This is a genomic window from Sulfurisphaera ohwakuensis (genome assembly GCF_009729055.1).
In the GTDB taxonomy this organism is placed as follows: Archaea; Thermoproteota; Thermoprotei_A; order Sulfolobales; family Sulfolobaceae; genus Sulfurisphaera; species Sulfurisphaera ohwakuensis.
In genome coordinates this window covers 291,044-313,776 of the sequence record NZ_CP045484.1, presented here as the reverse complement: position 1 = coordinate 313,776, position 22,733 = coordinate 291,044, and the positions used below count along the sequence as shown (strand labels likewise).

At 32.6% G+C, this 22,733-nt stretch carries 29 protein-coding genes and 1 pseudogene; 28 read left to right on the top strand and 2 right to left on the bottom strand.

Annotated elements, in window-relative coordinates; all coding sequences use genetic code 11:
* Positions 1–3 precede the first annotated feature (3 nt).
* The 8 genes from rrp4 to xpf are packed head-to-tail and all read left to right on the top strand — an operon-like array spanning position 4 to position 4,336.
* A complete protein-coding gene (rrp4, locus tag D1869_RS01985) occupies positions 4–747 on the top strand; it encodes an exosome complex RNA-binding protein Rrp4 (RefSeq protein ID WP_010978417.1) in 744 nt (247 codons plus the stop codon).
* Positions 713–1,444 carry an exosome complex exonuclease Rrp41 gene (gene rrp41 / locus D1869_RS01980; protein WP_156013691.1) on the top strand — a complete coding sequence of 244 codons (732 nt, stop codon included), beginning with the start codon at positions 713–715 and terminating at the stop codon, positions 1,442–1,444. The genes rrp4 and rrp41 overlap by 35 nt, the downstream gene beginning before the upstream one ends.
* A 2-nt stretch (positions 1,445–1,446) precedes the next feature.
* Positions 1,447–2,274, top strand: a complete 828-nt coding sequence (gene rrp42 / locus D1869_RS01975) for an exosome complex protein Rrp42 (RefSeq protein WP_156013690.1) — start codon at positions 1,447–1,449, stop codon at positions 2,272–2,274.
* 15 nt (positions 2,275–2,289) lie between these two features.
* Complete coding sequence (locus D1869_RS01970; RefSeq protein ID WP_010978414.1) at positions 2,290–2,502, top strand: 50S ribosomal protein L37ae; 213 nt, start codon at positions 2,290–2,292, stop codon at positions 2,500–2,502.
* Entirely contained in the window at positions 2,483–3,013 is a 531-nt protein-coding gene (locus D1869_RS01965) for a Brix domain-containing protein (protein ID WP_156013689.1), read from the top strand. Before D1869_RS01970 ends, D1869_RS01965 begins: the two co-directional genes overlap by 20 nt.
* Positions 2,988–3,233, top strand: coding sequence for a KEOPS complex subunit Pcc1 (locus D1869_RS01960; protein ID WP_156013688.1), 246 nt, complete (start codon positions 2,988–2,990; stop codon positions 3,231–3,233). Before D1869_RS01965 ends, D1869_RS01960 begins: the two co-directional genes overlap by 26 nt.
* Positions 3,211–3,588: a prefoldin subunit beta gene (locus D1869_RS01955; RefSeq protein WP_156013687.1), complete on the top strand. Its 378-nt coding sequence runs from the start codon at positions 3,211–3,213 to the stop codon at positions 3,586–3,588. The genes D1869_RS01960 and D1869_RS01955 overlap by 23 nt, the downstream gene beginning before the upstream one ends.
* A 46-nt stretch (positions 3,589–3,634) precedes the next feature.
* The gene (gene xpf, locus D1869_RS01950; RefSeq protein WP_156015879.1) at positions 3,635–4,336 is read left to right on the top strand and encodes a 3'-flap repair endonuclease Xpf; all 702 of its coding nucleotides are present in this window, start codon (positions 3,635–3,637) and stop codon (positions 4,334–4,336) included.
* Here xpf and D1869_RS01945 read toward each other — a convergent pair.
* Positions 4,322–5,329 (bottom strand): NAD(P)/FAD-dependent oxidoreductase, encoded by a 1,008-nt coding sequence (locus tag D1869_RS01945; protein ID WP_156013686.1) that lies wholly within the window; start codon positions 5,327–5,329, stop codon positions 4,322–4,324. The genes xpf and D1869_RS01945 overlap by 15 nt on opposite strands.
* A 133-nt stretch (positions 5,330–5,462) precedes the next feature.
* On the opposite strand from D1869_RS01945, the gene D1869_RS01940 reads away from it, so the two are divergent.
* Positions 5,463–7,676, top strand: coding sequence for an elongation factor EF-2 (locus D1869_RS01940; RefSeq protein ID WP_156013685.1), 2,214 nt, complete (start codon positions 5,463–5,465; stop codon positions 7,674–7,676).
* Between the two features lie 6 nt (positions 7,677–7,682).
* The gene (locus tag D1869_RS01935) at positions 7,683–8,408 is read left to right on the top strand and encodes an HAD family hydrolase (RefSeq protein ID WP_156013684.1); all 726 of its coding nucleotides are present in this window, start codon (positions 7,683–7,685) and stop codon (positions 8,406–8,408) included.
* Here the strand turns inward: D1869_RS01935 and D1869_RS01930 are convergent.
* Positions 8,391–9,737 (bottom strand): M28 family peptidase, encoded by a 1,347-nt coding sequence (locus D1869_RS01930; protein ID WP_156013683.1) that lies wholly within the window; start codon positions 9,735–9,737, stop codon positions 8,391–8,393. The two genes, D1869_RS01935 and D1869_RS01930, sit on opposite strands and share 18 nt — an antisense overlap.
* Before the next feature lie 3 nt (positions 9,738–9,740).
* On the opposite strand from D1869_RS01930, the gene D1869_RS01925 reads away from it, so the two are divergent.
* The 18 genes and pseudogenes from D1869_RS01925 to D1869_RS01840 all read left to right on the top strand — a co-directional run bounded on the left by D1869_RS01925 (position 9,741) and on the right by D1869_RS01840 (position 22,728).
* Complete coding sequence (locus D1869_RS01925) at positions 9,741–10,331, top strand: DUF447 domain-containing protein (RefSeq protein WP_156013682.1); 591 nt, start codon at positions 9,741–9,743, stop codon at positions 10,329–10,331.
* A gap of 17 nt (positions 10,332–10,348) precedes the next feature.
* Positions 10,349–11,362 (top strand): 3-isopropylmalate dehydrogenase, encoded by a 1,014-nt coding sequence (gene leuB / locus D1869_RS01920; protein ID WP_010978405.1) that lies wholly within the window; start codon positions 10,349–10,351, stop codon positions 11,360–11,362.
* Positions 11,363–11,430: 68 nt separating this feature from the next.
* Positions 11,431–14,641, top strand: a pseudogene (gene ileS, locus D1869_RS01915) (isoleucine--tRNA ligase).
* Entirely contained in the window at positions 14,574–15,317 is a 744-nt protein-coding gene (locus tag D1869_RS01910) for a putative RNA uridine N3 methyltransferase (protein ID WP_156013680.1), read from the top strand. The pseudogene ileS and the gene D1869_RS01910 overlap by 68 nt, the downstream one beginning before the upstream one ends.
* Before the next feature lie 50 nt (positions 15,318–15,367).
* The gene (locus D1869_RS01905) at positions 15,368–16,399 is read left to right on the top strand and encodes a 50S ribosomal protein L3 (protein ID WP_010978402.1); all 1,032 of its coding nucleotides are present in this window, start codon (positions 15,368–15,370) and stop codon (positions 16,397–16,399) included.
* A 5-nt stretch (positions 16,400–16,404) separates the two neighbouring features.
* Entirely contained in the window at positions 16,405–17,205 is an 801-nt protein-coding gene (rpl4p, locus tag D1869_RS01900; RefSeq protein ID WP_156013679.1) for a 50S ribosomal protein L4, read from the top strand.
* Positions 17,202–17,450 (top strand): 50S ribosomal protein L23, encoded by a 249-nt coding sequence (locus D1869_RS01895; RefSeq protein ID WP_010978400.1) that lies wholly within the window; start codon positions 17,202–17,204, stop codon positions 17,448–17,450. The genes rpl4p and D1869_RS01895 overlap by 4 nt, the downstream gene beginning before the upstream one ends.
* A 10-nt stretch (positions 17,451–17,460) precedes the next feature.
* Entirely contained in the window at positions 17,461–18,177 is a 717-nt protein-coding gene (locus D1869_RS01890) for a 50S ribosomal protein L2 (protein WP_010978399.1), read from the top strand.
* Positions 18,178–18,214: 37 nt separating this feature from the next.
* Entirely contained in the window at positions 18,215–18,637 is a 423-nt protein-coding gene (locus D1869_RS01885) for a 30S ribosomal protein S19 (protein ID WP_010978398.1), read from the top strand.
* A 3-nt stretch (positions 18,638–18,640) separates the two neighbouring features.
* Positions 18,641–19,111 carry a 50S ribosomal protein L22 gene (locus D1869_RS01880; RefSeq protein WP_156013678.1) on the top strand — a complete coding sequence of 157 codons (471 nt, stop codon included), beginning with the start codon at positions 18,641–18,643 and terminating at the stop codon, positions 19,109–19,111.
* Between the two features lie 3 nt (positions 19,112–19,114).
* A complete protein-coding gene (locus tag D1869_RS01875; RefSeq protein ID WP_010978396.1) occupies positions 19,115–19,792 on the top strand; it encodes a 30S ribosomal protein S3 in 678 nt (225 codons plus the stop codon).
* Complete coding sequence (rpmC, locus tag D1869_RS01870; RefSeq protein ID WP_156013677.1) at positions 19,789–20,055, top strand: 50S ribosomal protein L29; 267 nt, start codon at positions 19,789–19,791, stop codon at positions 20,053–20,055. The genes D1869_RS01875 and rpmC overlap by 4 nt, the downstream gene beginning before the upstream one ends.
* Positions 20,052–20,285, top strand: a complete 234-nt coding sequence (locus D1869_RS01865; protein ID WP_156013676.1) for a ribonuclease P protein subunit — start codon at positions 20,052–20,054, stop codon at positions 20,283–20,285. The genes rpmC and D1869_RS01865 overlap by 4 nt, the downstream gene beginning before the upstream one ends.
* Positions 20,285–20,626 carry a 30S ribosomal protein S17 gene (locus tag D1869_RS01860; RefSeq protein ID WP_156013675.1) on the top strand — a complete coding sequence of 114 codons (342 nt, stop codon included), beginning with the start codon at positions 20,285–20,287 and terminating at the stop codon, positions 20,624–20,626. The genes D1869_RS01865 and D1869_RS01860 overlap by 1 nt, the downstream gene beginning before the upstream one ends.
* A gap of 5 nt (positions 20,627–20,631) precedes the next feature.
* A complete protein-coding gene (locus tag D1869_RS01855) occupies positions 20,632–21,048 on the top strand; it encodes a 50S ribosomal protein L14 (protein WP_052846308.1) in 417 nt (138 codons plus the stop codon).
* A complete protein-coding gene (gene rplX, locus D1869_RS01850; protein WP_052846306.1) occupies positions 21,049–21,462 on the top strand; it encodes a 50S ribosomal protein L24 in 414 nt (137 codons plus the stop codon). It begins immediately after the preceding gene.
* A 1-nt stretch (position 21,463) separates the two neighbouring features.
* The gene (locus D1869_RS01845; RefSeq protein ID WP_156013674.1) at positions 21,464–22,195 is read left to right on the top strand and encodes a 30S ribosomal protein S4e; all 732 of its coding nucleotides are present in this window, start codon (positions 21,464–21,466) and stop codon (positions 22,193–22,195) included.
* Entirely contained in the window at positions 22,192–22,728 is a 537-nt protein-coding gene (locus D1869_RS01840) for a 50S ribosomal protein L5 (RefSeq protein ID WP_010978390.1), read from the top strand. Before D1869_RS01845 ends, D1869_RS01840 begins: the two co-directional genes overlap by 4 nt.
* Positions 22,729–22,733: the final 5 nt, after the last annotated feature.

The following is a 22,733-nucleotide window of genomic DNA, read 5'->3' as shown; positions in this document are numbered from 1 at the left end:
AAAATGTCTAATAGTAAGATATATTTTGAGGATAGAAGCATAGTCACTCCTGGAGATTTAATTGCCGAAGGAGACTTTCAAATACCATGGTCACCATATTATTATAAGATAGGAAATAAATATTATTCGTCCATAACAGGTTTAATAGAAGTTAAGGAAAATTTATTTGAGATAGTTCCATTAGAAGGACATAGATATATCCCGAAAGTTGGTGATACAGTTATTGGATTAATAGAAGATGTTGAAATTTATGGATGGGTTCTGGATATAAAATCACCTTATTCTGCATACTTACCAGCTTCTTCATTCTTAGGTAGGCCAGTTAGCCCCGGAGAGGACTTGCGTAGATACCTTAATTTGGGAGATTACGTAATTGCTAAAATAGAAACCTATGATAGAACGATAAATCCTATTTTATCTATAAAAGGGAAAGGTTTAGGAAGAGTATCTAGCGGAATCGTAATTGATATACCTCCAGTAAAAGTCCCGAGAGTAATCGGGAAAAACAGAAGCATGCTTGACACATTAACTAGCGAAACAGGCTGTGAAATTCTTGTTGCTCAAAATGGAAGAATACTAGCTAATTGTGCTACTAAGATGATTGAAGAAGCTTTAGTTGAAGCTATTCAGATTATAGAAAAAGAATCTCATATAAAAGGACTAACGGAAAAAATAAGAAAGTTTTTGAGAGAAAAATTAGGTGAGACAAAAAATGATTCAGCTACAAAAACCGAGGCTAATACTTGATAATGGACTACGATTAGACGGTAGAAGGCCAGATGAAATGAGACCTATAAAGATAGAATTGGGCGTTTTGAAGAATGCTGACGGCTCAGCAATATTCGAAATGGGAAATACAAAAGTTATTGCAGCAGTTTATGGCCCAAAAGAAATGCATCCTAGACATTTAGCTTTGCCAGATAGAGCCGTATTAAGAGTTAGATACCATATGACTCCTTTCTCTACTGATGAAAGAAAAAATCCTGCTCCTAGTCGAAGAGAAATAGAACTGTCTAAAGTAATAAGGGAAGCATTAGAATCAACAATCTTAGTAGAATTATTTCCAAGAACTGTTATAGATGTATTCATGGAAGTTTTACAAGCAGATGCAGGAACAAGATTAGTTTCTTTAATGGCTGCATCTATGGCTTTGGCTGATGCAGGAATTCCTATGAGAGACTTAATAGCTGGTGTAGCAGTAGGAAAAGCGGATGGAGTTTTAGTATTAGATTTAAACGAGCCAGAAGATATGTGGGGAGAAGCTGATATGCCAGTAGCTATGATGCCGTCACTTAAGCAAGTTGCGTTACTTCAACTAAATGGAAATATGACACCTCAAGAGTTTAGACAAGCATTAGAGATGGCTCAAAAAGGAATTGAAACAATATATAATTTAGAAAAAGAAGCCATTAGGAGCAAATATGCAGAATTAAAGGAGGAATAAAAATGTCAATCACGCCTTCTAATCAAAACATAACTTCCTTGCTTAAAAAAGAAAGTATATTAAACGCATTAGAAAGAGGTATTAGATTAGATGGAAGAAAGAATAGTGATTATAGACCAATTTCTATTACACTCAATTATGCTAAAAAAGCCGAAGGTTCAGCTTTGGTAAAACTAGGAGATACAATGGTTTTAGCCGGTGTAAAATTAGAGGAGGAAGAACCGTTTCCAGATACCCCAAACCAAGGAAACTTAGTAGTTAACGTAGAACTCCTTCCTTTAGCTTACGAGACATTTGAGCCAGGACCACCAGATGAAAATGCTATAGAATTAGCTAGAGTTGTGGATAGAAGCCTTAGAGATTCAAAAGCAGTTGATCTATCTAAATTAGTTATTATACCAGGTAAAAAAGTATGGACTGCATGGGTTGATGTATATGTTCTTGATTATGGAGGAAATGTATTAGATGCTTGTACTTTAGCAGCAGTTGCGGCTCTATATAATACTAAACTTCCTAAAGTTGAAATAGAAGGAGATAATGTAAAAATAATAAAAGAGGAAAAAACTGATGTAACTCCAATTGCTTATCCAGTAGTCACTGTTACTGTTGCTAAAATAGGTAAGTATCTTGTTGTAGATCCAAGTTTAGATGAAGAAAGCATTGCAGATGTAAAAATCTCATTCTCTTACGTACAAGATGGTAGAATAGTAGGAATGCAAAAGAGTAATTTTGGAAGCTTAAGCTTACAAGAAGTAGATGTTGCAGAAAGTTTAGCAAGATCAGCTTCACAGAAATTATTCGAAGAGCTTAAAAAGCAAATTAATATGTAATTATGGTGATTAGAAATGGGAAAAGTTACAGGAATTGCTGGTAGATTTGGTGCACGATACGGCTCTTCAGTCAGGAAGAAATGGAAAGAGATAATGGAAAAACGGTATCAAGATCATCAATGTCCCGTATGTAAAACAACCGGAAAAGTGGTTAGAATAGCTTCTGGGGTATGGTATTGTAAAAAGTGTGGTGCTAAGTGGGCAGGTCTTGCTTATACACCGTATTGAAATAGTTTTTACTTCAAGTCGTGACGCTCCATTAAGAGTAAGAACTTTTTTAAATGAGTTGACTTATGTTTTTCCTAATTCCATAAAGATTAATAGAGGTAGACAAAGTCTTAAAGATATTATAGCTAAATCAATTTATTTAAACTCAAAATATCTAGTTATAATCGATGTTATAAAGGGAAACCCGGGTAGATTTAGAGTATACGACCTTACATCAAAAATGCTTAAATATAACTTTATAATTTATGGTGTAACATTACTTACAGAACTAAAATTACATAGAACATTAATCAAAAGAGGATGTATAGGAAAAATTGAAGATCAGAAAATAAAAAATATGTTAATTGATCTAGGTTACATATATATTGAAAATTGCGATGTGTATGCTAATGGAGATTACATAATAAAAGACAATAATTATGTATTTGAACTGAAATTCACGAAAGATGATAAAATATTAGGACCTATCATTAGATTTCAGCTATATGATAGAAATAAAAATATTAATTAATTCTACTGAAGAAGAAAGGCAACTTATATTTAATTCTGTATTACCAGAGGGTATAGACACTAAGTATATCCGAATAGATAAAGAGAACTCGGAAATTATAATAAAAGCACCTACAATAAGTAGGGGTAGAGCTATAATGAACTCTTATATATCCTGGATATACACAATATTGGAGACAATAAAAAGGGTGAATAAGGATGACAGAGAGAATTCCCCCTGAACTTCAAACACAATTAGTAAAATTACAACAATTACAAGATCAATTAAATAGACTTCTTACTGAAAAAAATGTAATAGATAGTGAATTAAGAGAAGTAAATAAAATACTTCAAGAGCTCTCTCAATTACCAGCTGGTACGACAGTTTACAAAATAGTTGGAAATTTACTAGTTAAAACAGATAAAGAAACAGTGCAAAAGGAGTTAGATGATAGGAAAGAAATTTTAGAATTAAGATCTAGAACTTATCAGAAACAAGAAAACTTACTGAGAACACAACTAGAAGATTTGCAGAAAAAAGTAAATGAACTACTTGCAAAGTATTATCCCCAAAGTGGGGGAGCTGTAAAGGCATAATTTTTTGAAACAAGTATTTTATATTATACTAACTTCAATTTATTACTTGATGCTTAGAATTTATGCTGATTATCGTGAAAAGAACAGCGGAGTCCCAGATATTATTAAAGAATTAGGTGCTATTGTAATTTTTGATAATTTGAGTGTAGGAGATTATGTTATATCTGATGAAATAGCAATAGAAAGAAAAAGCGTAGAGGACTTGGTTAACTCTGTATTTGATAAAAGATTCTTTGATCAGTTAAGTAGATTAAGTGAAGCTTACGCTAAACCCTTCATACTAATTGAAGGTGATATGGAAAAAATTAGAAAAATTACCTCTAGATGGAAGGCTATAAATTCTGCCTTAACAAGTGCTATTTTAGAGTTTGATCTACGAGTAGTGTACTCCAATGATAGGAAAGAATCTGCTGAAATCATTTACAAAATAGCTGAGAAAAGTTCTACCTCTCAGAATAAAAAAATATTAAACCTTCATGAAAAACCAAAATTTGAGAGTTTAAGGGATATGCAGCTATATGTAGTTGAAGCTTTTCCTCAAATTGGGAGTAAATTAGCAGAGAGATTATTAGAAAAATTTGGAAGCATAGAAAGAATTTGTAATGCAAGTGTATCCGAGCTAGAAAAAGTTCTGGAGAGTAGAAAGAAAGCCGAGGAAATATATAAAATTATACATACAACATATGCGAATAAAAAGGAGGAAAGAAATAATAAAACTTCTTTGCTTGACTTCTTAGAGCCTAAATGAAACTACAGCTTTCTGTTTTTCTGCTTTCCAATCAACATTTACTGGAGGTAAGCCAGACTTGCTCCTTAAGTAGTTGTACGCAGAAAGTGCAGCTTTCACCCCTTCTGCAGCAGCTACAACAGCTTGCTTGTATGGGGTATTTGTAACATCACCAGCAGCGAATATTCCTTCTACATTAGTTCTTCCTAATTCATCTACTATTATTTCTCCTTTTTCATTGAGTTTTATAAAATCTTTTAAGAACTCTGTTCGTAAAACATAACCCATTTCTATTATTACTCCCTCTACATTTAGAATTTTATCTTCTTTTGTCTTAGGATTTTGTATAACTATTCCCTCAACTTTAGAATTTCCAATAATTCTAATCACTTTATATCCTAAAAACATTTTTATATTTTCATTGTTCAATATTGACTTTAATGTGCCCTCATCTCCTCCAACCAACTGAGTAGACATAGAAATATAATAAGCGGGTCTTGCATATTTTGAAAGAAGTTCTATGGCTTCTACGCCAGGCTCTCCTTCTCCTACAACTGCAGCTGGCTTATCTTTAAAAAATGCAGCATCACAAATTGCACAATACGATACACCTTTACCTTTAAACTCTTTCTCACCCGGCACATTAAGTTCTCTAGGTGTCTTACCGAACGCTAAAATAACAGTCTTAGCCTTATAACTTCCTAAAATACCTTGAAGTTCGAAAATATCGCCTTTTTTATCTATCTTGTATATTTCTTCTCCATAGATGAATTTAGCTCCAAACCTCTTTGCCTGCGACTCTACCTTTCGCGCTAAACTAAGTCCACTTAAAGGCTCAACTACAGGATAATTCTCTATGAGATCAGTTAATGTGAGTTGTCCTCCTAAATCTTTTGAGACAACTAACGTTTTCATTCTTTGCCTTGAGGTATATAAAGCAGCACTTAGTCCAGCAATTCCTGCTCCTACTATAATTACATCATATATTTCATTATGTTGATTCAATTGTTGCATATTTACTTATTTTGAATCTTATGATAAAAAGTTGTTTATTAAAAAGATTGTATCAATTATTGATGTAGGATATCCATTACACTTTAATATTCTGAAGTTAAGTTACTAAATACTAAATGTGGTGATTTAAACCTTGCCCCGATATAAGACAGTTGAGCAAGTTCTTAGTTTAATGAAAGATATTACTAGAGTAAGAAATATTGGAATAATTGCTCATGTAGATCACGGAAAGACTACAACTAGTGATACTTTATTAGCTGCAGCCGGTATAATTTCACAAAAAGTTGCTGGAGAGGCATTAGCATTAGACTACCTTTCCGTAGAACAACAAAGAGGTATTACAGTAAAGGCAGCAAACATAAGCTTGTATCACGAAATAGAAGGAAAAGGTTACGTAATTAATTTAATTGATACACCTGGTCACGTTGATTTTAGCGGTAGAGTAACTAGAAGCCTTAGAATATTAGATGGTTCTATTGTTGTTGTTGATGCAGTAGAGGGAATAATGACTCAGACAGAAACTGTACTAAGACAAAGCCTTGAAGAAAGAGTAAGACCTATACTTTTCATTAATAAAGTAGATAGATTAGTTAAAGAACTAAAGTTAAGTCCACAAGAAATACAGAAGAAACTAATAGATATGATAGTAGAGATAAATAACTTAATCGAAATGTATGCAGAACCCGAATATAAGGACGCTTGGAAAATAAAACCAGAATTAGGTAATGTGGTATTTGGATCAGCAAAAGATAAGTGGGGATTTAGCGTACCAATAGCACAGAAAAAAGGAGTTAAATTCAGTGATGTAGTAAATGCATATTCTAGTGGGGATAAATCAAAAGTAGAAGAACTAGCTAACAGAGTTCCTATACATGAAGCATTATTAGAAACTGTAATTAAATTTGTTCCAAATCCTAGAGATGCACAAAAATATAGAATTCCTAAAATCTGGAAAGGAGATCTAGATAGCGATATAGCAAAAGCAATGATAAACGCAGATCCTAACGGACCTATTGTCCTTATGATAAGTGATATGAAAGTTGATCCACATGCCGGTTTAGTTGCTACTGGTAGAGTATTCTCTGGGACATTAAGAGCTGGAGAAGAAATATGGTTAGTAAACGCAAAAAGACAACAAAGAGTTTTACAAGTAAGCCTTTACATGGGGCCAACAAGAGAATTAGCTGAAGAGATTCCTGCTGGTAATATAGCTGCAGCTTTAGGACTAGATCAAGCTAGATCTGGAGAGACAGCAGTAGATATAAAGTATAAAGATGCGAATGTAGGTTCATTTGAATCTCTACATTATGTATCAGAACCTGTAGTAACAATATCTGTTGAGCCAAAGAATCCAAAAGATCTTAATAAGATGATTGATGCACTTAGAAAACTAAGTATTGAGGATCCAAACTTACTTGTAAAGATTAATGAGGAGACTGGCGAATATTTGCTTTCAGGTATGGGATTCTTACATCTTGAAGTTTCATTACAATTATTGAAAGAAAATTACGGTGTAGATGTTGTAACCTCACCACCAATTGTAGTCTATAGAGAAAGCATAAGAACTAAGAGTCAGGTATTCGAAGGCAAATCTCCTAATAAACATAATAAACTATACATCAGCGTTGAACCATTAAATGAACAGACAATTGAGTTAATCGCTAATGGAACTATAAAAGAGGATATGGATTCTAAAGAAATGGCAAGAATACTTAAAGAACAAGCAGACTGGGATTACGATGAAGCTAAGAAGATAATTGCAATAGATGAGAACATAAATGTATTTGTGAATGCTACAAGCGGTGTACAGCATCTAAGAGAAGTAATGGATACCATACTTCAAGGGTTTAGATTAGCGATGAAAGAAGGACCATTAGCTCATGAACCAATAAGAGGATTAAAAGTTGTATTACATGATGCTATTATCCATGAAGACCCAGCTCATAGAGGACCAGCTCAGTTATATCCAGCCGTTAGGAATGCTATATTTGCTGGGTTCTTAACTTCTAAACCAACATTACTAGAACCTTTACAAAAGCTAGATATCAGAGTTCCAATGGATTTCGTTGGAAATGTCTCTGGCGTTATAACTAGGAAAAGAGGAAAAATACTCAATATGACTCAGATGGGTAGTATAGCCAGAATTACAGCAGAAATTCCAGTTTCTGAATCTTTTGAACTTGCAAGCGAGCTTAGAGCAGCAAGTGCAGGCAGAGCGTTCTGGGGTACAGAATTTAGTAGATGGGCTCCAGTTCCAGATAGCCTATTATTAGATGTAATTATGAAAATAAGAGAGAGAAAAGGCCTGCCCAAGGAGTTGCCTAAGGTAGAGGACTTCTTAGCGTGAAATTGCATGGAAGAGTTTAACATATTTAAGGATGTTAAGGCTATATTTTTTGACTTTGATAACACTTTAGTTTCTTTTGATAACCTTTCTAATCAAGCTTTACTTAAGGTGGCAGATGATATATTGGATTACATTAGAGAAAATTATCCTAATGTAAATGTAGATCGTGATGAGCTCTCAAAGACGCTTATAGAAATAGCGAAAAAACTAGATGAAGAAGGGGTTTATGACAGAAGACTATGGTGGGAGGAAGTATTAAAGAAATATAATGTAAAGGCAGAGATGGAAGATTTATACGAGTGGACTCAAATATACTGGAGTATAGCTGGAAACAATACACCTTATGAAGATAGCCTGGATGCAATAGAATATTTAAAAAGAAAGGGATTCAAATTAGGTATAATAACTAATAGTGACGGAGAATGGGGTAATAAAAAACAGAGAATCAACAGATTTCCATTAGTGTCATATTTTGATGTAATCACTATAAGTGGTGAAAACAACATAAAACCTAAACCTAATGTGCAACCATTTATATTATCTTGTGAAAAACTCAATCTCTCAGTAAACCAGTGTCTTATGGTTGGAGATGATCCAATTAAAGATTGCTTAGCTGCCAAGAAGGCTGGTTTATATTCCATATTAGTTGATAGAGAAGGAAAAGTCAAATTCGCAGAACTTTATGCGGATTTTGTGGTTCAAAATCTAAAACAGTTAGAAGAGATTTTTTAGCTGAATTAAATATTCATTTGTAATTTCTTTTTGTAAATAATACAGAAATTTCTCATAAAGTTTGCTACATATTTCATCTTCACAGTAATTTCTTAATTCCACAAAATCTTCTATTGCTACACTATTTTCGTATGCTTTATTGATGCCAACAAGTTTATGAAATAAATAAGTCTGTATTGTATTCTTGCTTAAATCTAATATACTTCCGTAAAATTTTAAAAGTTCATTATACTTTCCACGCTCTATCAAATTTAATGCTAACTCCTTAATTTCTATGGGTAATGGCGTATCAAATATTACGTTAACAAGTTCTTGCGGATTTATTGTAATCTCATTGGAGAGAAATACATTTAACAGCTTTACGATTTCTTCATAATTCTCAGTTTCACTGATCTCATCGGCTTCTGAATGATAATATGGATAATCTATATCCGACATCGAAATTGTAGGAATTCCCCTCTTTAAAAAGTTATAAGAATCAGTATAAGGCGAAGGGTACTGGACAGCATTTTTAAAATACTTAAAAAGACCTGGAGTAACAAAAAATTTTGAATTTAAGGTTAAGTTATCTAAACTTATAGATAATTTCGCATCTATTTTATTTGACCTCAAAAAATTATATGAACCACAAGCCCACGAAAAACTACTGAAAAAACATCCACTTTCTTCTGCTGTAAAAGAAATTAAGTGTAATTCGTATTTTTCACTTTTTAATTCTGGTAATATGGAGACTGAAATTAAATCATCATGTTCCCCCTTAAACCAATGATCATGATGAGCGGTTACATAGATCTTATCCTCAGTTTTACCTGGTATTATTCCTTCAATTGTATATCCTATTGACTCCTCAAAAGATGATTTTAAGAAAAATCTACATTTTCCTTTTATTTGATTTGCATCTTTATACCTTATATAAAATGCTGGTAACCTGGGCGGATTTTGAGGTAAGTGAGAAAGAAGAGTCCCGTTTTTCAGAACAATTTTTCTCATTAAATCATCTTGTGTAAAGACTAAAATTTTATTACTATTATTTCTATAATATTTATTAACATCTAAGATATTATTAATTTTAATGACTTGATAATCTGAAGTTTCTACATCTATTGAAGGAGAGTAAGGTAAAGAGATAGCCTTGATTTTTATTCCTTCACATTCTAGCTCTATTTCCTTCTCCTCCCATTTTAATACATTTTGAGGATTAATGTAAGTTGTTATTTTATTAACCTCAAAATATTCCTTTATTTTATCAACTATCAATCTTTCCTTTTTATCACCAGCTATTAATTCTCCGTATTTTGATAACTCTTTAACTCTTTCTCTTAATGTCATAATATGGACTCAGTAAAAAATATCATAAATTTTGTTTTTCCATATGATGGAATTTATGAAGTTATTTTAGGATCAAATGGAGTTAAACCAAACTTAGCTCCAATAGGTATAATTAAGGAGGGAAATACTTTGAAATCAAAAGTTTATAAGGACACACTTACTTTTTCTAATTTAATTAAATATCAAAAGTGTTCTCTAAATATAATAACTGATTCAAGAGTGTTCTTTGAAGCATTCTTTAATGAGCTTAAAATAGAGGACTATATAGATAATATTCCTATAATTCCCGTAGGAGTAGTCTTTTTAGCTAATTGTTATTATGAAAAACTAGAAAATCCTACTTATTTCTTTTATGATTTGATTGATTATAAAAAATACGGAGAGTTTTACCATGCATTCAACAGAGGAAATTCTATGTTAATTGATCTGTTAATACACGTTTCTAGGTTAGATATATATAGCAAAGAAGACATTGAAAAATATTTACCTATAGTAAAATATGAGATTGACATTATACGTAAAACTATGCCAAATGACATAAAAATTATTGAAAAAATTAAGGAACTTATGTTACAGAAAGGGTTAAAAATTTAATTTCAAAAACCCTCCACATGGGCTTTACTGTTGCTTTAATACAAGGAGATGGAATAGGACCAGAAATAGTATCTAAATCTAAGAGAATATTAGCCAAAATAAATGAGCTTTATTCTTTGCCTATCGAATATATTGAAGTAGAAGCTGGTGATCGTGCATTGGCAAGATATGGTGAAGCATTGCCAAAAGATAGCTTAAAAATCATTGATAAGGCCGATATAATTTTGAAAGGTCCAGTAGGAGAATCCGCTGCAGATGTTGTTGTCAAGTTAAGACAAATTTATGATATGTATGCCAATATTAGACCAGCAAAGTCTATCCCGGGAATAGATACTAAATATGGTAATGTTGATATACTTATAGTGAGAGAAAATACTGAGGATTTATACAAAGGTTTTGAACATATTGTTTCTGATGGAGTAGCCGTTGGCATGAAAATCATAACTAGATTTGCTTCTGAGAGAATAGCAAAAGTAGGGCTAAACTTTGCATTAAGAAGGAGAAAGAAAGTAACCTGTGTTCATAAGGCTAACGTAATGAGAATTACTGATGGTTTATTCGCTGAAGCATGCAGATCTGTATTAAAAGGAAAAGTAGAATATTCAGAAATGTATGTAGACGCAGCAGCGGCTAATTTAGTAAGAAATCCTCAAATGTTTGATGTAATTGTAACTGAGAACGTATATGGAGACATTTTAAGTGACGAAGCTAGTCAAATTGCGGGTAGTTTAGGTATAGCACCATCTGCGAATATAGGAGATAAAAAAGCTTTATTTGAACCAGTACACGGTGCAGCGTTTGACATTGCTGGAAAGAATATAGGTAATCCCACTGCATTTTTACTTTCTGTAAGTATGATGTATGAAAGAATGTATGAGCTATCTAATGACGATAGATATATAAAAGCTTCAAGAGCTTTAGAAAACGCTATATACTTAGTCTACAAAGAGAGAAAAGCGTTAACCCCAGATGTAGGTGGTAATGCGACAACTGATGACTTAATAAATGAAATTTATAATAAGCTAGGCTAAAAGTTTTTAAATCACTACTTTATCTATTATCGAGGTGATCTAGATTATCCTCCCCTACAATAAAGCCTTTGCCATCTAAGTTTGATCCTCTTTCTACAGAAAAAGAAATATTAAAGTTTTGGGAACAAAATAAAATCTATGAAAAATTAAAAGAATATAACAGTAAATTTGAGAAAAAATTCCTATTTATAGATGGGCCACCTTATCCTTCAAGCCCAATCCCACATATAGGAACCGTTTGGAATAAGGTAATAAAGGATTGTATACTAAGATATGAAAGGTTAGCAGGATTTAGGACCTATGATCAGCCTGGTTATGATACTCATGGTTTGCCTATAGAAGTTGCAATAGAAAAACAACTTGGAATACAAAAGAAATCGGATATAATAGAAAAAATAGGAGTTGATAATTTTGTTAATAAGTGTAAGGAATTTGCATTAAATAACGCATCTTCTTTGACTGCAAACTTTAAGAACATAGGAATTTTTATGGACTGGAACAACCCCTATATGACATTACATAATGACTATATTTCTAACTCTTGGATGCTAATCAAGAAAGCATATGAAAGAGGATTACTATATAAAGGAGTACATGTTTTACATTGGTGCCCTAGATGCGAAACAACATTAGCTGATTATGAGGTTTCAGAATATAAAGAAATTGAAGATCCATCAATTTATGTGAAATTTAAAGTAAAAGGCTCAGAAAATAGGTATTTAGTTATTTGGACTACAACACCATGGACTTTACCGGCAAATGTCTTTGTTATGATTAATAAAGATTATGAGTATGCTGAAGTCGAGGTCAATAATGAGATACTAATTATGGCAAAAGATAGAGTAAATGATGTTATGAAAGAAGCAGGAATTAAAAACTATAAGATAGTAAGGACATTTAAAGGAGTGGAATTAGTTGGATTACAATATATACACCCTTTGGCAGATATAGTCACAGCCCAGAAAGGGCTTGACAATTATCATATAGTCGTTGATGCTGGAGAAGAAGTAACGTTAACTGAGGGAACGGGTCTTGTTCATTCTGCTCCAGGTCATGGTGATATTGACTTTGAAATAGGCAAAAAAATTGGAGCACCAGTAGTTATGTTAGTTAATGATAGAGGTGAATTCTTACCAGAAGCTGGAAAATATGTTGGAAAAAATGTACGAAGTGCTGCTGAAGAAATTATTAATGACTTAAAACAGAGAAATGCCTTACTGCATTCTGGCAAGGTTGTCCATAGATATCCTGTATGTTGGAGATGTAAAACACCTCTAATTTTGAGGGCTATAGAGCAATGGTTTATAGGAGTATCTAAACTAAAAGAGGAATTGTTAAAAGAGATTGATAATGTTAAATGGGTACCTGACTGGGGTAAGACAAGAATAGGAAATATGGTAAGAGAGATTAGGGATTGGGTAATTAGCAGACAGAGATTTTGGGGAACACCATTACCAATATGGATATGTAAGAATTGTGGAAACATAATTGTTATAGGAAGTAGAGATGAGTTAGAAAAAGTAGCAATAACAAAAGTACCAGAGGATTTACATAGACCATGGATAGATAAAGTAGTTGTCCGATGTAATAAATGTGGAGGAGAAGCTCATAGAGTTCCAGATGTGGCTGATGTGTGGTTTGATAGTGGGGTCGCTTTCTTCGCTAGCCTAGGTAAAGATTGGGAAAAAAAGTGGAAAGAAATAGGTCCCGTTGATTTAGTATTAGAGGGGCACGATCAATTACGAGGATGGTTCTTTAGCCTACTAAGGGCTGGTGTTATATTATTAGATAGAGCACCATATAATGCAGTTCTAGTCCATGGGTTTATGTTAGATGAACAAGGTAGAGAAATGCATAAGAGTCTTGGAAATTATGTAGAGCCATCTCAAGTAACTGAAAATGAAAAATATGGTAGAGATGTCTTGAGATTATGGTTACTCAGAAATACAACATGGGAAGATGCAAAGTTCTCTTGGAAAGCACTTGATCAAACAAAAAGAGATTTAAACATTATATGGAATGTATATGTTTTCGCATCAACATATATGAACTTAGACAACTTCGATCCAAGAATGTATAACCTAGACAACTTAAAACAATATCTGAGGATAGAAGATTTATGGTTATTATCTAGATATAATAGAGTTGTAAAAGAAGTAAAGGAAAGCATGAACGATTTCAAAGTCCATGAGTTAGCAAATAAAATGACAAGTTTCATCATAGATGATATAAGTAGGTTCTATCTAAGATTAGTCAGAAAAAGAGCTTGGAACGAAAGTAATGACCCAGATAAGATAGCAATGTATTATGTACTTTATGAAGTTCTCAAGGGATCACTAGTACTTTTATCCCCAGTAATTCCGTTTACTACTGAACGAATATACCAGGATTTTGTAGTAGATAAGAAGGATTCTGTTAGCATGGAAAGCTTACCAGAAGTAAAAGAAGAATTCATAAATGATAAAATTGAGAAAGAATTTGAACTAAGCAAAGAGATTGCAGAAGCTGGATTAAATGCTAGAGCCAAGGCTGGAATTAAATTAAGATGGCCAATAAAGAACGCATATGTATTTCTAGTCTCGGATATAGACGTTGAAATGGCCAATAATGTAAAAGAAGTAATAAAGTTCCTATTAAATACTAAAGACGTAGAAATTGGAGGAATAGAAGGCTATAGAAGGTTTAGTAAAATTAAGGCCACACCAAACAGAGGTACAATTGGACCCGATTTCAAAAGACTTACTAACAAAATAGTAGAATATATAGAAAATAACTCAGAAAAAGTAGCTTCAGATATTATAGCTAAAGGTTACCATGAAGTTGTAATAGAAGGAGAACCAGTTCAAATCAAGGTTAATCATGTTAATATACTAGAAGAAACTGAAGAAGGTTACATATCTGCCAGGTTTAACAAGGGAGTAGTAGTTCTAAAGAAAGAAATAAGTAAAGAAGAGGAAGAAGAAGGAATAGTTAGAGATATTATAAGAAGAATCCAGTTTATGAGAAAGCAACTTAATGTGCAAATTAATGATTATATTCTGTTGTATATAAAAGCGCCAGAGGAAAGAACAGAAATGTTAAAGAAATGGACTGATTACATCAAATCAGAGACTAGGGCTAAAGAAGTTATTATAGGAGAAGTAAAAGGAGACCTAATATTACCATGGGAAATAGAGGATGAAGAATATATTATTGGTGTAAGTAAATCTTGATGTTTCCTTATCCAAGAAGAAAAGAGTTAAACGTGATTCTTTTTACATCAATTTTTTCAACAGATAAAAGCTTAACTGAAATTACGTTAAAAATGTCCTTCATACTCAGAACCTTAATTATTTTTAGAGTTTCAAAGCTTTTTTGGATAGATGATTTAAGAAATAAATATATAAAAAGAGTTATTATTGATATAATTAATTATGCACTTAAACCACCATATTTAAAGAAAGAAATAAAAATAAGAAAAACGCTTAGTAAAGTAGGTCTACTTAATCCTGTAAATATCCCTTCTCACATGGTGGAAAAAGAAGCTATAGAAGGAGAATATAGAATCGGCTCTAAAGGTTTTTTTGGGTTAGAAAGTAAGATTAATACAAAATCTAACGTTATTTTAATAGTAAACTCTAACCCCGTAAGAATTAAGGAGTACAATTTTTACCCTTACTATAATGGGTTTAAGTTTTATTTTTTAAATAAAAATAATATTCTTGGAAAATTTGAAAATCTTCTAATTGCAAGCAGATCTGGAAAAGATCCAATAAAATACTCAAGTGAAATAAAAGATATGTACGAGAAAAAAGGAATAACATTAATTATAGGTCCCCCATCAGGTGGATTATTAAAACAATTGAGTGACTATATACATGTTTACAATTTTTTACCAAATCAGGGGGTAAAAGATATCAGAGCCGAAGAAGCTCTTATTTCATCTCTTTCGATACTTAATTTCATCTTAGGATAGATACATTTTTATACGGAGATTTTTAAAAATGAGAGAACGAGGGAAAATTAATGGGTCATCGTAAGCTTGCTTCGCCAAGGAGAGGTTCCGCAGGTGTACGACCAAGAAAGAGAGCTAGCGAAATTTTGCCTACGCCTAGAAGCTGGCCTACTATACAATCTAATGAACCTAAATTGTTAGGCTTTGTAGGTTACAAAGTTGGCATGAGTCATATTTTTATGATTGATGATAAGCCTACTTCTCCTAATTATGGAAAAGAAATTTATGTCCCAGTTAGTGTTATAGAGACACCCCCAGTTATTCCATTAGCTATTAGAGCCTATGTAATGGGGCCTAAGGGCGAACCTACAACATTAACTGAATATTGGGGAGATATCAGTGAAGATCTTTTAAAATTAATCCAACAAAGAAAAGTAACTAGATTAAAAATAGATAAAGAAAAGATGAAAGGAAAATTAGATGAAATAAATAATAAGTTAAATGATATACTATATTTAAGAGTCCTTATAGCGACACAGCCTAAATTGGTCCCTTCATTAGGTAAAAAGAAACCAGAAATAGTCGAAGTACAAGTAGGAGGAGGAGATATAAAATCACAATTAAATTACGTTTTAAATATTCTTGGCAAACCTCTAAGTGTTAAAGATGTGTTTAAGGAAGGCCAACTAATTGACATTATTGGTGTTACTAAGGGAAAAGGATTTCAAGGCGTAGTAAAAAGATATGGAGTTGTAGAGCTACCTAGATGGCATAAGCACAGAAAAGGTAGTAGAAAAGTAGGAGCTAGAGGCCCTTCATTCTCCACACCCAGCTATGTGCCACAACCAGGTCAAATGGGATACCATAGAAGAACAGAATATAATAAGAGAATTCTAAAAATTTCTGATGATCCAAATGAAATTAATCCTAAAGGAGGGTTTGTGAATTATGGTATTGTTAGAAATACATATCTAATTATAGAGGGTTCAATAATTGGGGCAAAGAAAAGGCCATTATTCCTCAGATATCCTATAAGACCTAGTTGGATACCTCAGTCTGCACCTAAGATAACATACGTTAATTTATATAGTCAGCAAGGGTGAAATATATGTATTTAGAGCTTCAAATTAAAAAAACTCATATTTTTGATCTAAAAGGAAATAAAGTAGAAGAAATAGAATTACCTATTTTCTTTAGTTATCCTGTTAGGAAAGATCTAATTAGAAGGGTATTCATTTCAGAATTCACAAAGGCTCTACAACCAAAAGGAAGAGATCCTATGGCTGGTAAAAGAACTTCAGCTTTAAGCTTTGGTATTAATTTAGGTTTAGCAAGAGTCCCTAGAGTAAAGACAACTGGTGAAGCAGCTTTAGCACCAAATACTGTGGGAGGAAGACTAGCTTTTCCACCAACGGTTGAAAAGAAATTAGTAGAAGAGGTAAATAAGAAAGAAAAGAAACTAGCAATTATAAGTGCATTAAGTGCTACTGCTAATATGAACTTTGTAAAAAATAGAGGTCATGTATTTTCAATTGATACTCTTCCCATAATTGTAGTTGACGATATTACAAAGCTAACTAAAACTAAGGAAATAATTGAGGTATTACAATCTTTAAAAGTCTATGAAGATGTGGAGAGGGTTAAGGATAGAATTAGAATTAGATCTGGTAAAGGTAAGATGAGAGGAAGAAGATATAAAGAGCCTAAAGGACCGTTATTTGTAATTCATGAGAATAATCCTGTATTTGTCAAGGCTGCAAGCAATATCCCCGGAGTTGATGTAATATTAGCGAGTGATTTAAGTGTAATACATCTTGCACCTGGAGGGCATCCAGGTAGATTAACAATTTATACTAAATCTTCTATTGATGTATTACGTAAAAGGCTTGAGGGGAGGTTAGCATTATGATAATAAAAGAATTTCTTACTACAGAAAAAGCAATAAAACTTATTGAAAGTCAAAATACGTTAACAGTTATTGTAAATAAAGAAGCAACAAAAGCTGATATAAAAAGAGAAATAGAGAAAATGTTTAATGTGAAAGTAGATAAAGTAAATACCTTAATAACGATTAGAGGAGAAAAGAAGGCATATGTAAAGCTTAAAAAAGAATTTAATGCAAGTGATATAGCTCATAGACTAGGAATATTATGAGGTGAAAATTATGGGTAAGAAATTATTACAACAAAGGGCAGGAAGAGGAGGAATTAATTTCAGAAGCCCTAGCTGGAGAAGAGTGGGTAAGGCTAAAATACCAAATATAGAAGGGGAACATATAGGAAAAGTAATTGATATTGTACACAATCCTGGGACAAATGCTCCATTGGCATTGATTAAATTAGATGATGGAACAAAGTTTTATGTTCCTTCTGTCCAAGGACTAGTAGTAGGGCAAAAGATCCAGATTGGTAAAAATGCTGCAATAAGTAATGGTAATATAGTAGAAGTAGGAAATGTACCAGAAGGAACTATAATATCTAATATTGAAAAAACTAGGGGTGATGGGGGAAAATTTGCCAGATCTGCTGGAACATATGGAGTAGTTGTTGGAAAGACAGGTGATAAAGTGCTAGTGAAATTATCATCAGAGAAAATAGCTCAAGTTAGTAGTAATGCAAGAGCTATAGTTGGAGTTGTGGCTGGAGGAGGAGTTACTGAAAAACCGTTATTAAAAGCTGGTAACAATTATTGGAAATATAAAGTAAAAGCTAAGAAATGGCCGCATGTAAGAGGAGTCGCAATGAACGCTGTTTCACATCCACATGGTGGTGGTTTACATCAGAGTGTAAGCAGACCGTCAACAGTGTCAAGAAATGCCCCTCCAGGCAGAAAAGTAGGCCATATTGCAGCAAGAAGAACGGGTAGAAAAGAAGGTGCATGAATTTTTAAATTTGTATATATATTGATAAGGTGATACGATGTCATTAGAAATCCCACCCGAATGGAAAAAGTTTAGATATAGAGGAAAATCATTAGATGAATTATTAAATATGCCTATGGACGAATTTATTAAATTATTACCTTCAAGACAAAGGAGATCATTAAAGAAAGGGTTTTCAGACAAGCAGAGAAGATTACTAGAAAAAATCCGAAAGTATGTGAGAGAAGGAAAGTATAGTAAAACTATAAAGACTCATGTGAGAGATATGATAATTTTACCAGAAATGGTAGGATTAAAATTCGCTGTTTATAATGGAAAAGAATTCGTAGAATTTCAAGTAGTCCCAGAGATGATAGGACATTATCTAGGTGAATTCTCGATAACTACGAAGAAAGTAGAACATGGAGAGCCTGGACTTAAGGCTACAAGGTCAAGCTTATTCCTAGCTATGAAGGGATGAAAAATGGCTAGTTGGATATACCCTAAATTAGATATTGATGAAAACAAGTTAGCAAAAGCTGTTATAAAAAATGTTCCAGCCTCAATAAGAGATCTTTATAATGTATGTAAAGCTATAAGGGGAATGAAGCTTAATGATGCGAAGCAATTTTTAAATAATGTATTAGAGGAAAAGGAAGCATTACCATTTTGGAAACACTCTCATGGAGCTTCACATAGATCTAATATTTCTCCTAAATGGAAAGTAAAAAGTGGTAGATATCCCAAGAAGGCAATAAAATATGTTCTTAAAGTTCTAGAAAATGCTGAAAATAACGCAAATTCTAAAGGATTAGATCTAGAGAATGTAAAAATAGTTCATATTGCTGCACATAAGGGGATAATATTAAAGAGATACATGCCAAGGGCTTTTGGAAGATCTACACGTAAATATAGATACACTTCTCATATAGAAGTTATCTTGGGAGAGGTGTAAAATATGGTTTTAGTAAAGAAATATTTCCTTCAAAGATCTATGACAAAAGTAATGGTGGATGAATATTTAGCTAAACAATTTTACAATGCTGAATATGCTGGTGTAGAAATAGTTAAAACACCAATAGGCACAAGAGTTATCATTTATGCTGGAAGACCAGCCCTCATAATAGGAAAAGGTGGTAAAACTATTAAACAATTAGCTCAAATGTTAGAGAGGTATTTTGGTCTAGATAATCCTCAAATAACTGTTACTAGCGTAGAAAATCCAGAGTTAAATGCAAGGGTTATGGCTTTTAGACTAGCAATAGCACTAGAAAAAGGTTATCATTTTAGGAGAGCTGCTTTCATAACCATAAGAAGAATTATGAATGCTGGTGCATTAGGAGCAGAAGTAATTATTAGTGGAAAGCTTACTTCTGAAAGAGCTAAGTACGAAAAACTTAAAGAAGGAGTTGTTTATAAGAGTGGTGCTTTCCTGGATAAGATTGTGGATAGAGCTGTTGCAATAGCTATGTTAAAACCAGGTGTATATGGAGTCGAAATATTAATCACAAAACCAATGAAAAGTGTTGATAAGATTGAACTAAGAGAACAACCTAAAGGACCCGGCGAGAATATGGTAACTGTGACTAATGTAAGTTTCATTGAAGAGTCTCAGAAAAGTGGTGAACAGAAATGAAAAGTAAGGAAATATTAGGTTACGATATAAAAGAGATTAATAACCAAACTGTGGAACAATTACTAGAGAAGAAAAAAGAATTGCAAGGAAAACTAAATGATTTACAACAAGAATTATTAAAAAGGAAAGTTGAAGCTAGAATGGGGACTCTAAAGAATACTGCTTCCATCAGGAATTTAAGAAAAGATATAGCTAGGATATTAACATTACTTTCAATTATAAATAAAGAAATAGAAAATAAAAAGAAGGAGAGTAAAAAATGATTGATTTAATAGGTAGTAAAATTAAAGTTTTAGGTCATTCTGATCCTTCTTTAATAGGTAGAGAAGGGATTATTTTATTTGAAACTAAAAAAACTTTTTTAATTCAGACACAAAATAAAATAATTCGTGTATTAAAAAGTAATGGAATTTTTGAAATATATTCTGAAAATAGGAAAGTTGTTTTACCTGGTCCTAAACTTGTTGGTAGAATAGAAAAAAGGTGGTTATAATGGGTAAAAAAGGTGCCTTAGTAAAAAATATAGGAATTGAAGGAGTAAATCCGCCCTCTAAAACTTGTGATGACATAAATTGTCCATTTCATGGAACCCTAAGAGTGAGAGGAATAATACTAGAGGGAAGACTAATAAGATATAGAGCCGAAAAAACAGGTGTAGTAGAAAGGGATTATTTATTCTATGATACAAAGTATAAGAGATATGAAAGAAGAAGAAGCAGAATCCATGTTCACATACCTCCATGTTTAGATGTTAAAGAAGGAGATAACGTTATAATTGCTGAATGTAGACCTATTGCTAAATCAGTTTCATTTGTGGTTATAGGTAAGAGGTGAATAAGATGCCTGAAAAACTCCAGGTTTTAGGTAGTAGAAAAGGACTCACACCCGGATTACAACATTATACTACAGTAACTGTTGCAGATAATAGTGGTGCTAAAGAAGCTGTGATTATAGGTATTTATGGCTACAAAGGAGTATTAAGAAGAATACCTTTTGCGAATATAGCTGATTTAGTGATGGTTTCAGTTAGAAAAGGTACTCCAGAAGTTAGAAAACAGAAATTTAAAGCTGTAATAGTTAGACAAAGAATGCCATTTAGAAGACCAGATGGAACATGGATTGCTTTTGAAGATAATGCAGTAGTAATAGTAAACCCCGATGGAACACCTAAAGGTACTGAGATAAGAGGACCGATTGCAAAAGAAGCTGCAGAAAGATGGCCTAAAGTTGCAAGTATTGCGACAATGGTGATTTAATTGGTCTCTCATAAACCATCAAAACAAAGATTACTACTCTATAATTTACCCAAACATCAAAGGCATAAATTATTGACAGCAAAATTATCTAAGGAACTACAACAACAATATGGCATAAAGAGATTAGCAATTAGAAAAGGAGACACTGTTAAAGTTATGAGAGGAGACAAAGATGTACTAAATTTTGAAGGAAAAGTAGTAGAGGTTAATAGAAAAACTGGAAGGATAGCTATTGAAGGATTAACAAGAAAAAAAGCTGATGGAACCCCAGTTTATAGATGGATTCACGCTTCAAAAGTAATAATTACTAAATTAGACCTATCTGATGCAAAAAGGAAAGAAATCATAGAAAGGAAAAGAAAAGCAAGAGAAGAATATTTAAAGAAGAAAGAACAAACTACGGAGGCGAAATGAATTGGCCCACATAACAAGATTTGAAGCTCCTTGGTTCTTAAATTTAAGTAAAAAAGAATATAAGTGGACAATAAGAGCTAATCCAGGTCCTCATAAATTATCAGAAAGTATTCCCTTAGCCTTATTATTGAAACATTACCTAAATGTTGCCGAAACAACAAGAGAAGCGAAGAGGTTAGTTGTTGAAGGAAAGATTATGGTTGATGGAAGAGTTAGAAAAGATTATAAGTTTCCTGTAGGATTAATGGATGTTATTTCAATTCCTTCCTCAGATTTGTACTTTAGGATTGTTCCAGATAACATAAAATACTTAATGCCAGTAAAAATTAGTAAAGAAGATGCAAAATATAAATTTGTTAGAATAGTAAATAAAACAACTAATAAAAATGGAAATATACAATTGAATTTAGAAGATGGAAGAAATATTCTAATTCCGAAAGAAAAAGTACCAGAAATGAACTATCCTACTTTAACAACACTAAAAATTGAAATTCCTTCACAAAGCATAATTAAAAGTTATGAGCTAAGTGAAGGAAAGTATGCTATAATTATTGGTGGTAGAAACGTAGGATTACATGGAGTAATAAAAACTATTCAATATGCTAAATATAAGAAAAGGAAATACAGTATTGTTACTATTGAACAGAAAAATGGAGAATCTGTACAAACTAATTTACAAAATGTTATGGTTATAGGTGATAGCGAAATCGATCCTAATGTAGGGGTGAGATGATGGCAGAAACCCAAACAGTTAATCCCATGAGAAAACTACGACTAGAGAAAGTTACTGTCAATATCGGTGTAGGAGAAGCTGGAGAAAGATTACAAAAAGCATATCAACTTCTTCAAGAACTTACTGGAGTAAAGCCAGTTTATACTATTGCAAAGAGAACAATTAGAGAATTTGGAGTTAGAAAAGGAGCACCTATAGGAGTTAAGGTAACATTGAGGGGTAAAAAAGCTGAAGAATTTCTTAATAAAGTATTAGCTGCTGTAGGTCACAGAATAAAAGCATCCAGTTTTGATGAGTATGGCAATGTAAGTTTCGGAATTGCTGAACATGTTCTTATACCAGGTACTAGATATGATCCAGAGATAGGAATATTTGGAATGGATGTCGCTATAACTTTAGTAAGACCAGGATTTAGAGTAGCAAGAAGAAGAAGAAAAAAAGCTCATATTCCAAAAAGACATAGAACAGTTAGTAAAGAAGAAGCAATGGAATTCCTTAAGCAAAACTTTAATGTAACTATTGTAGAAGGGTGAGAGAA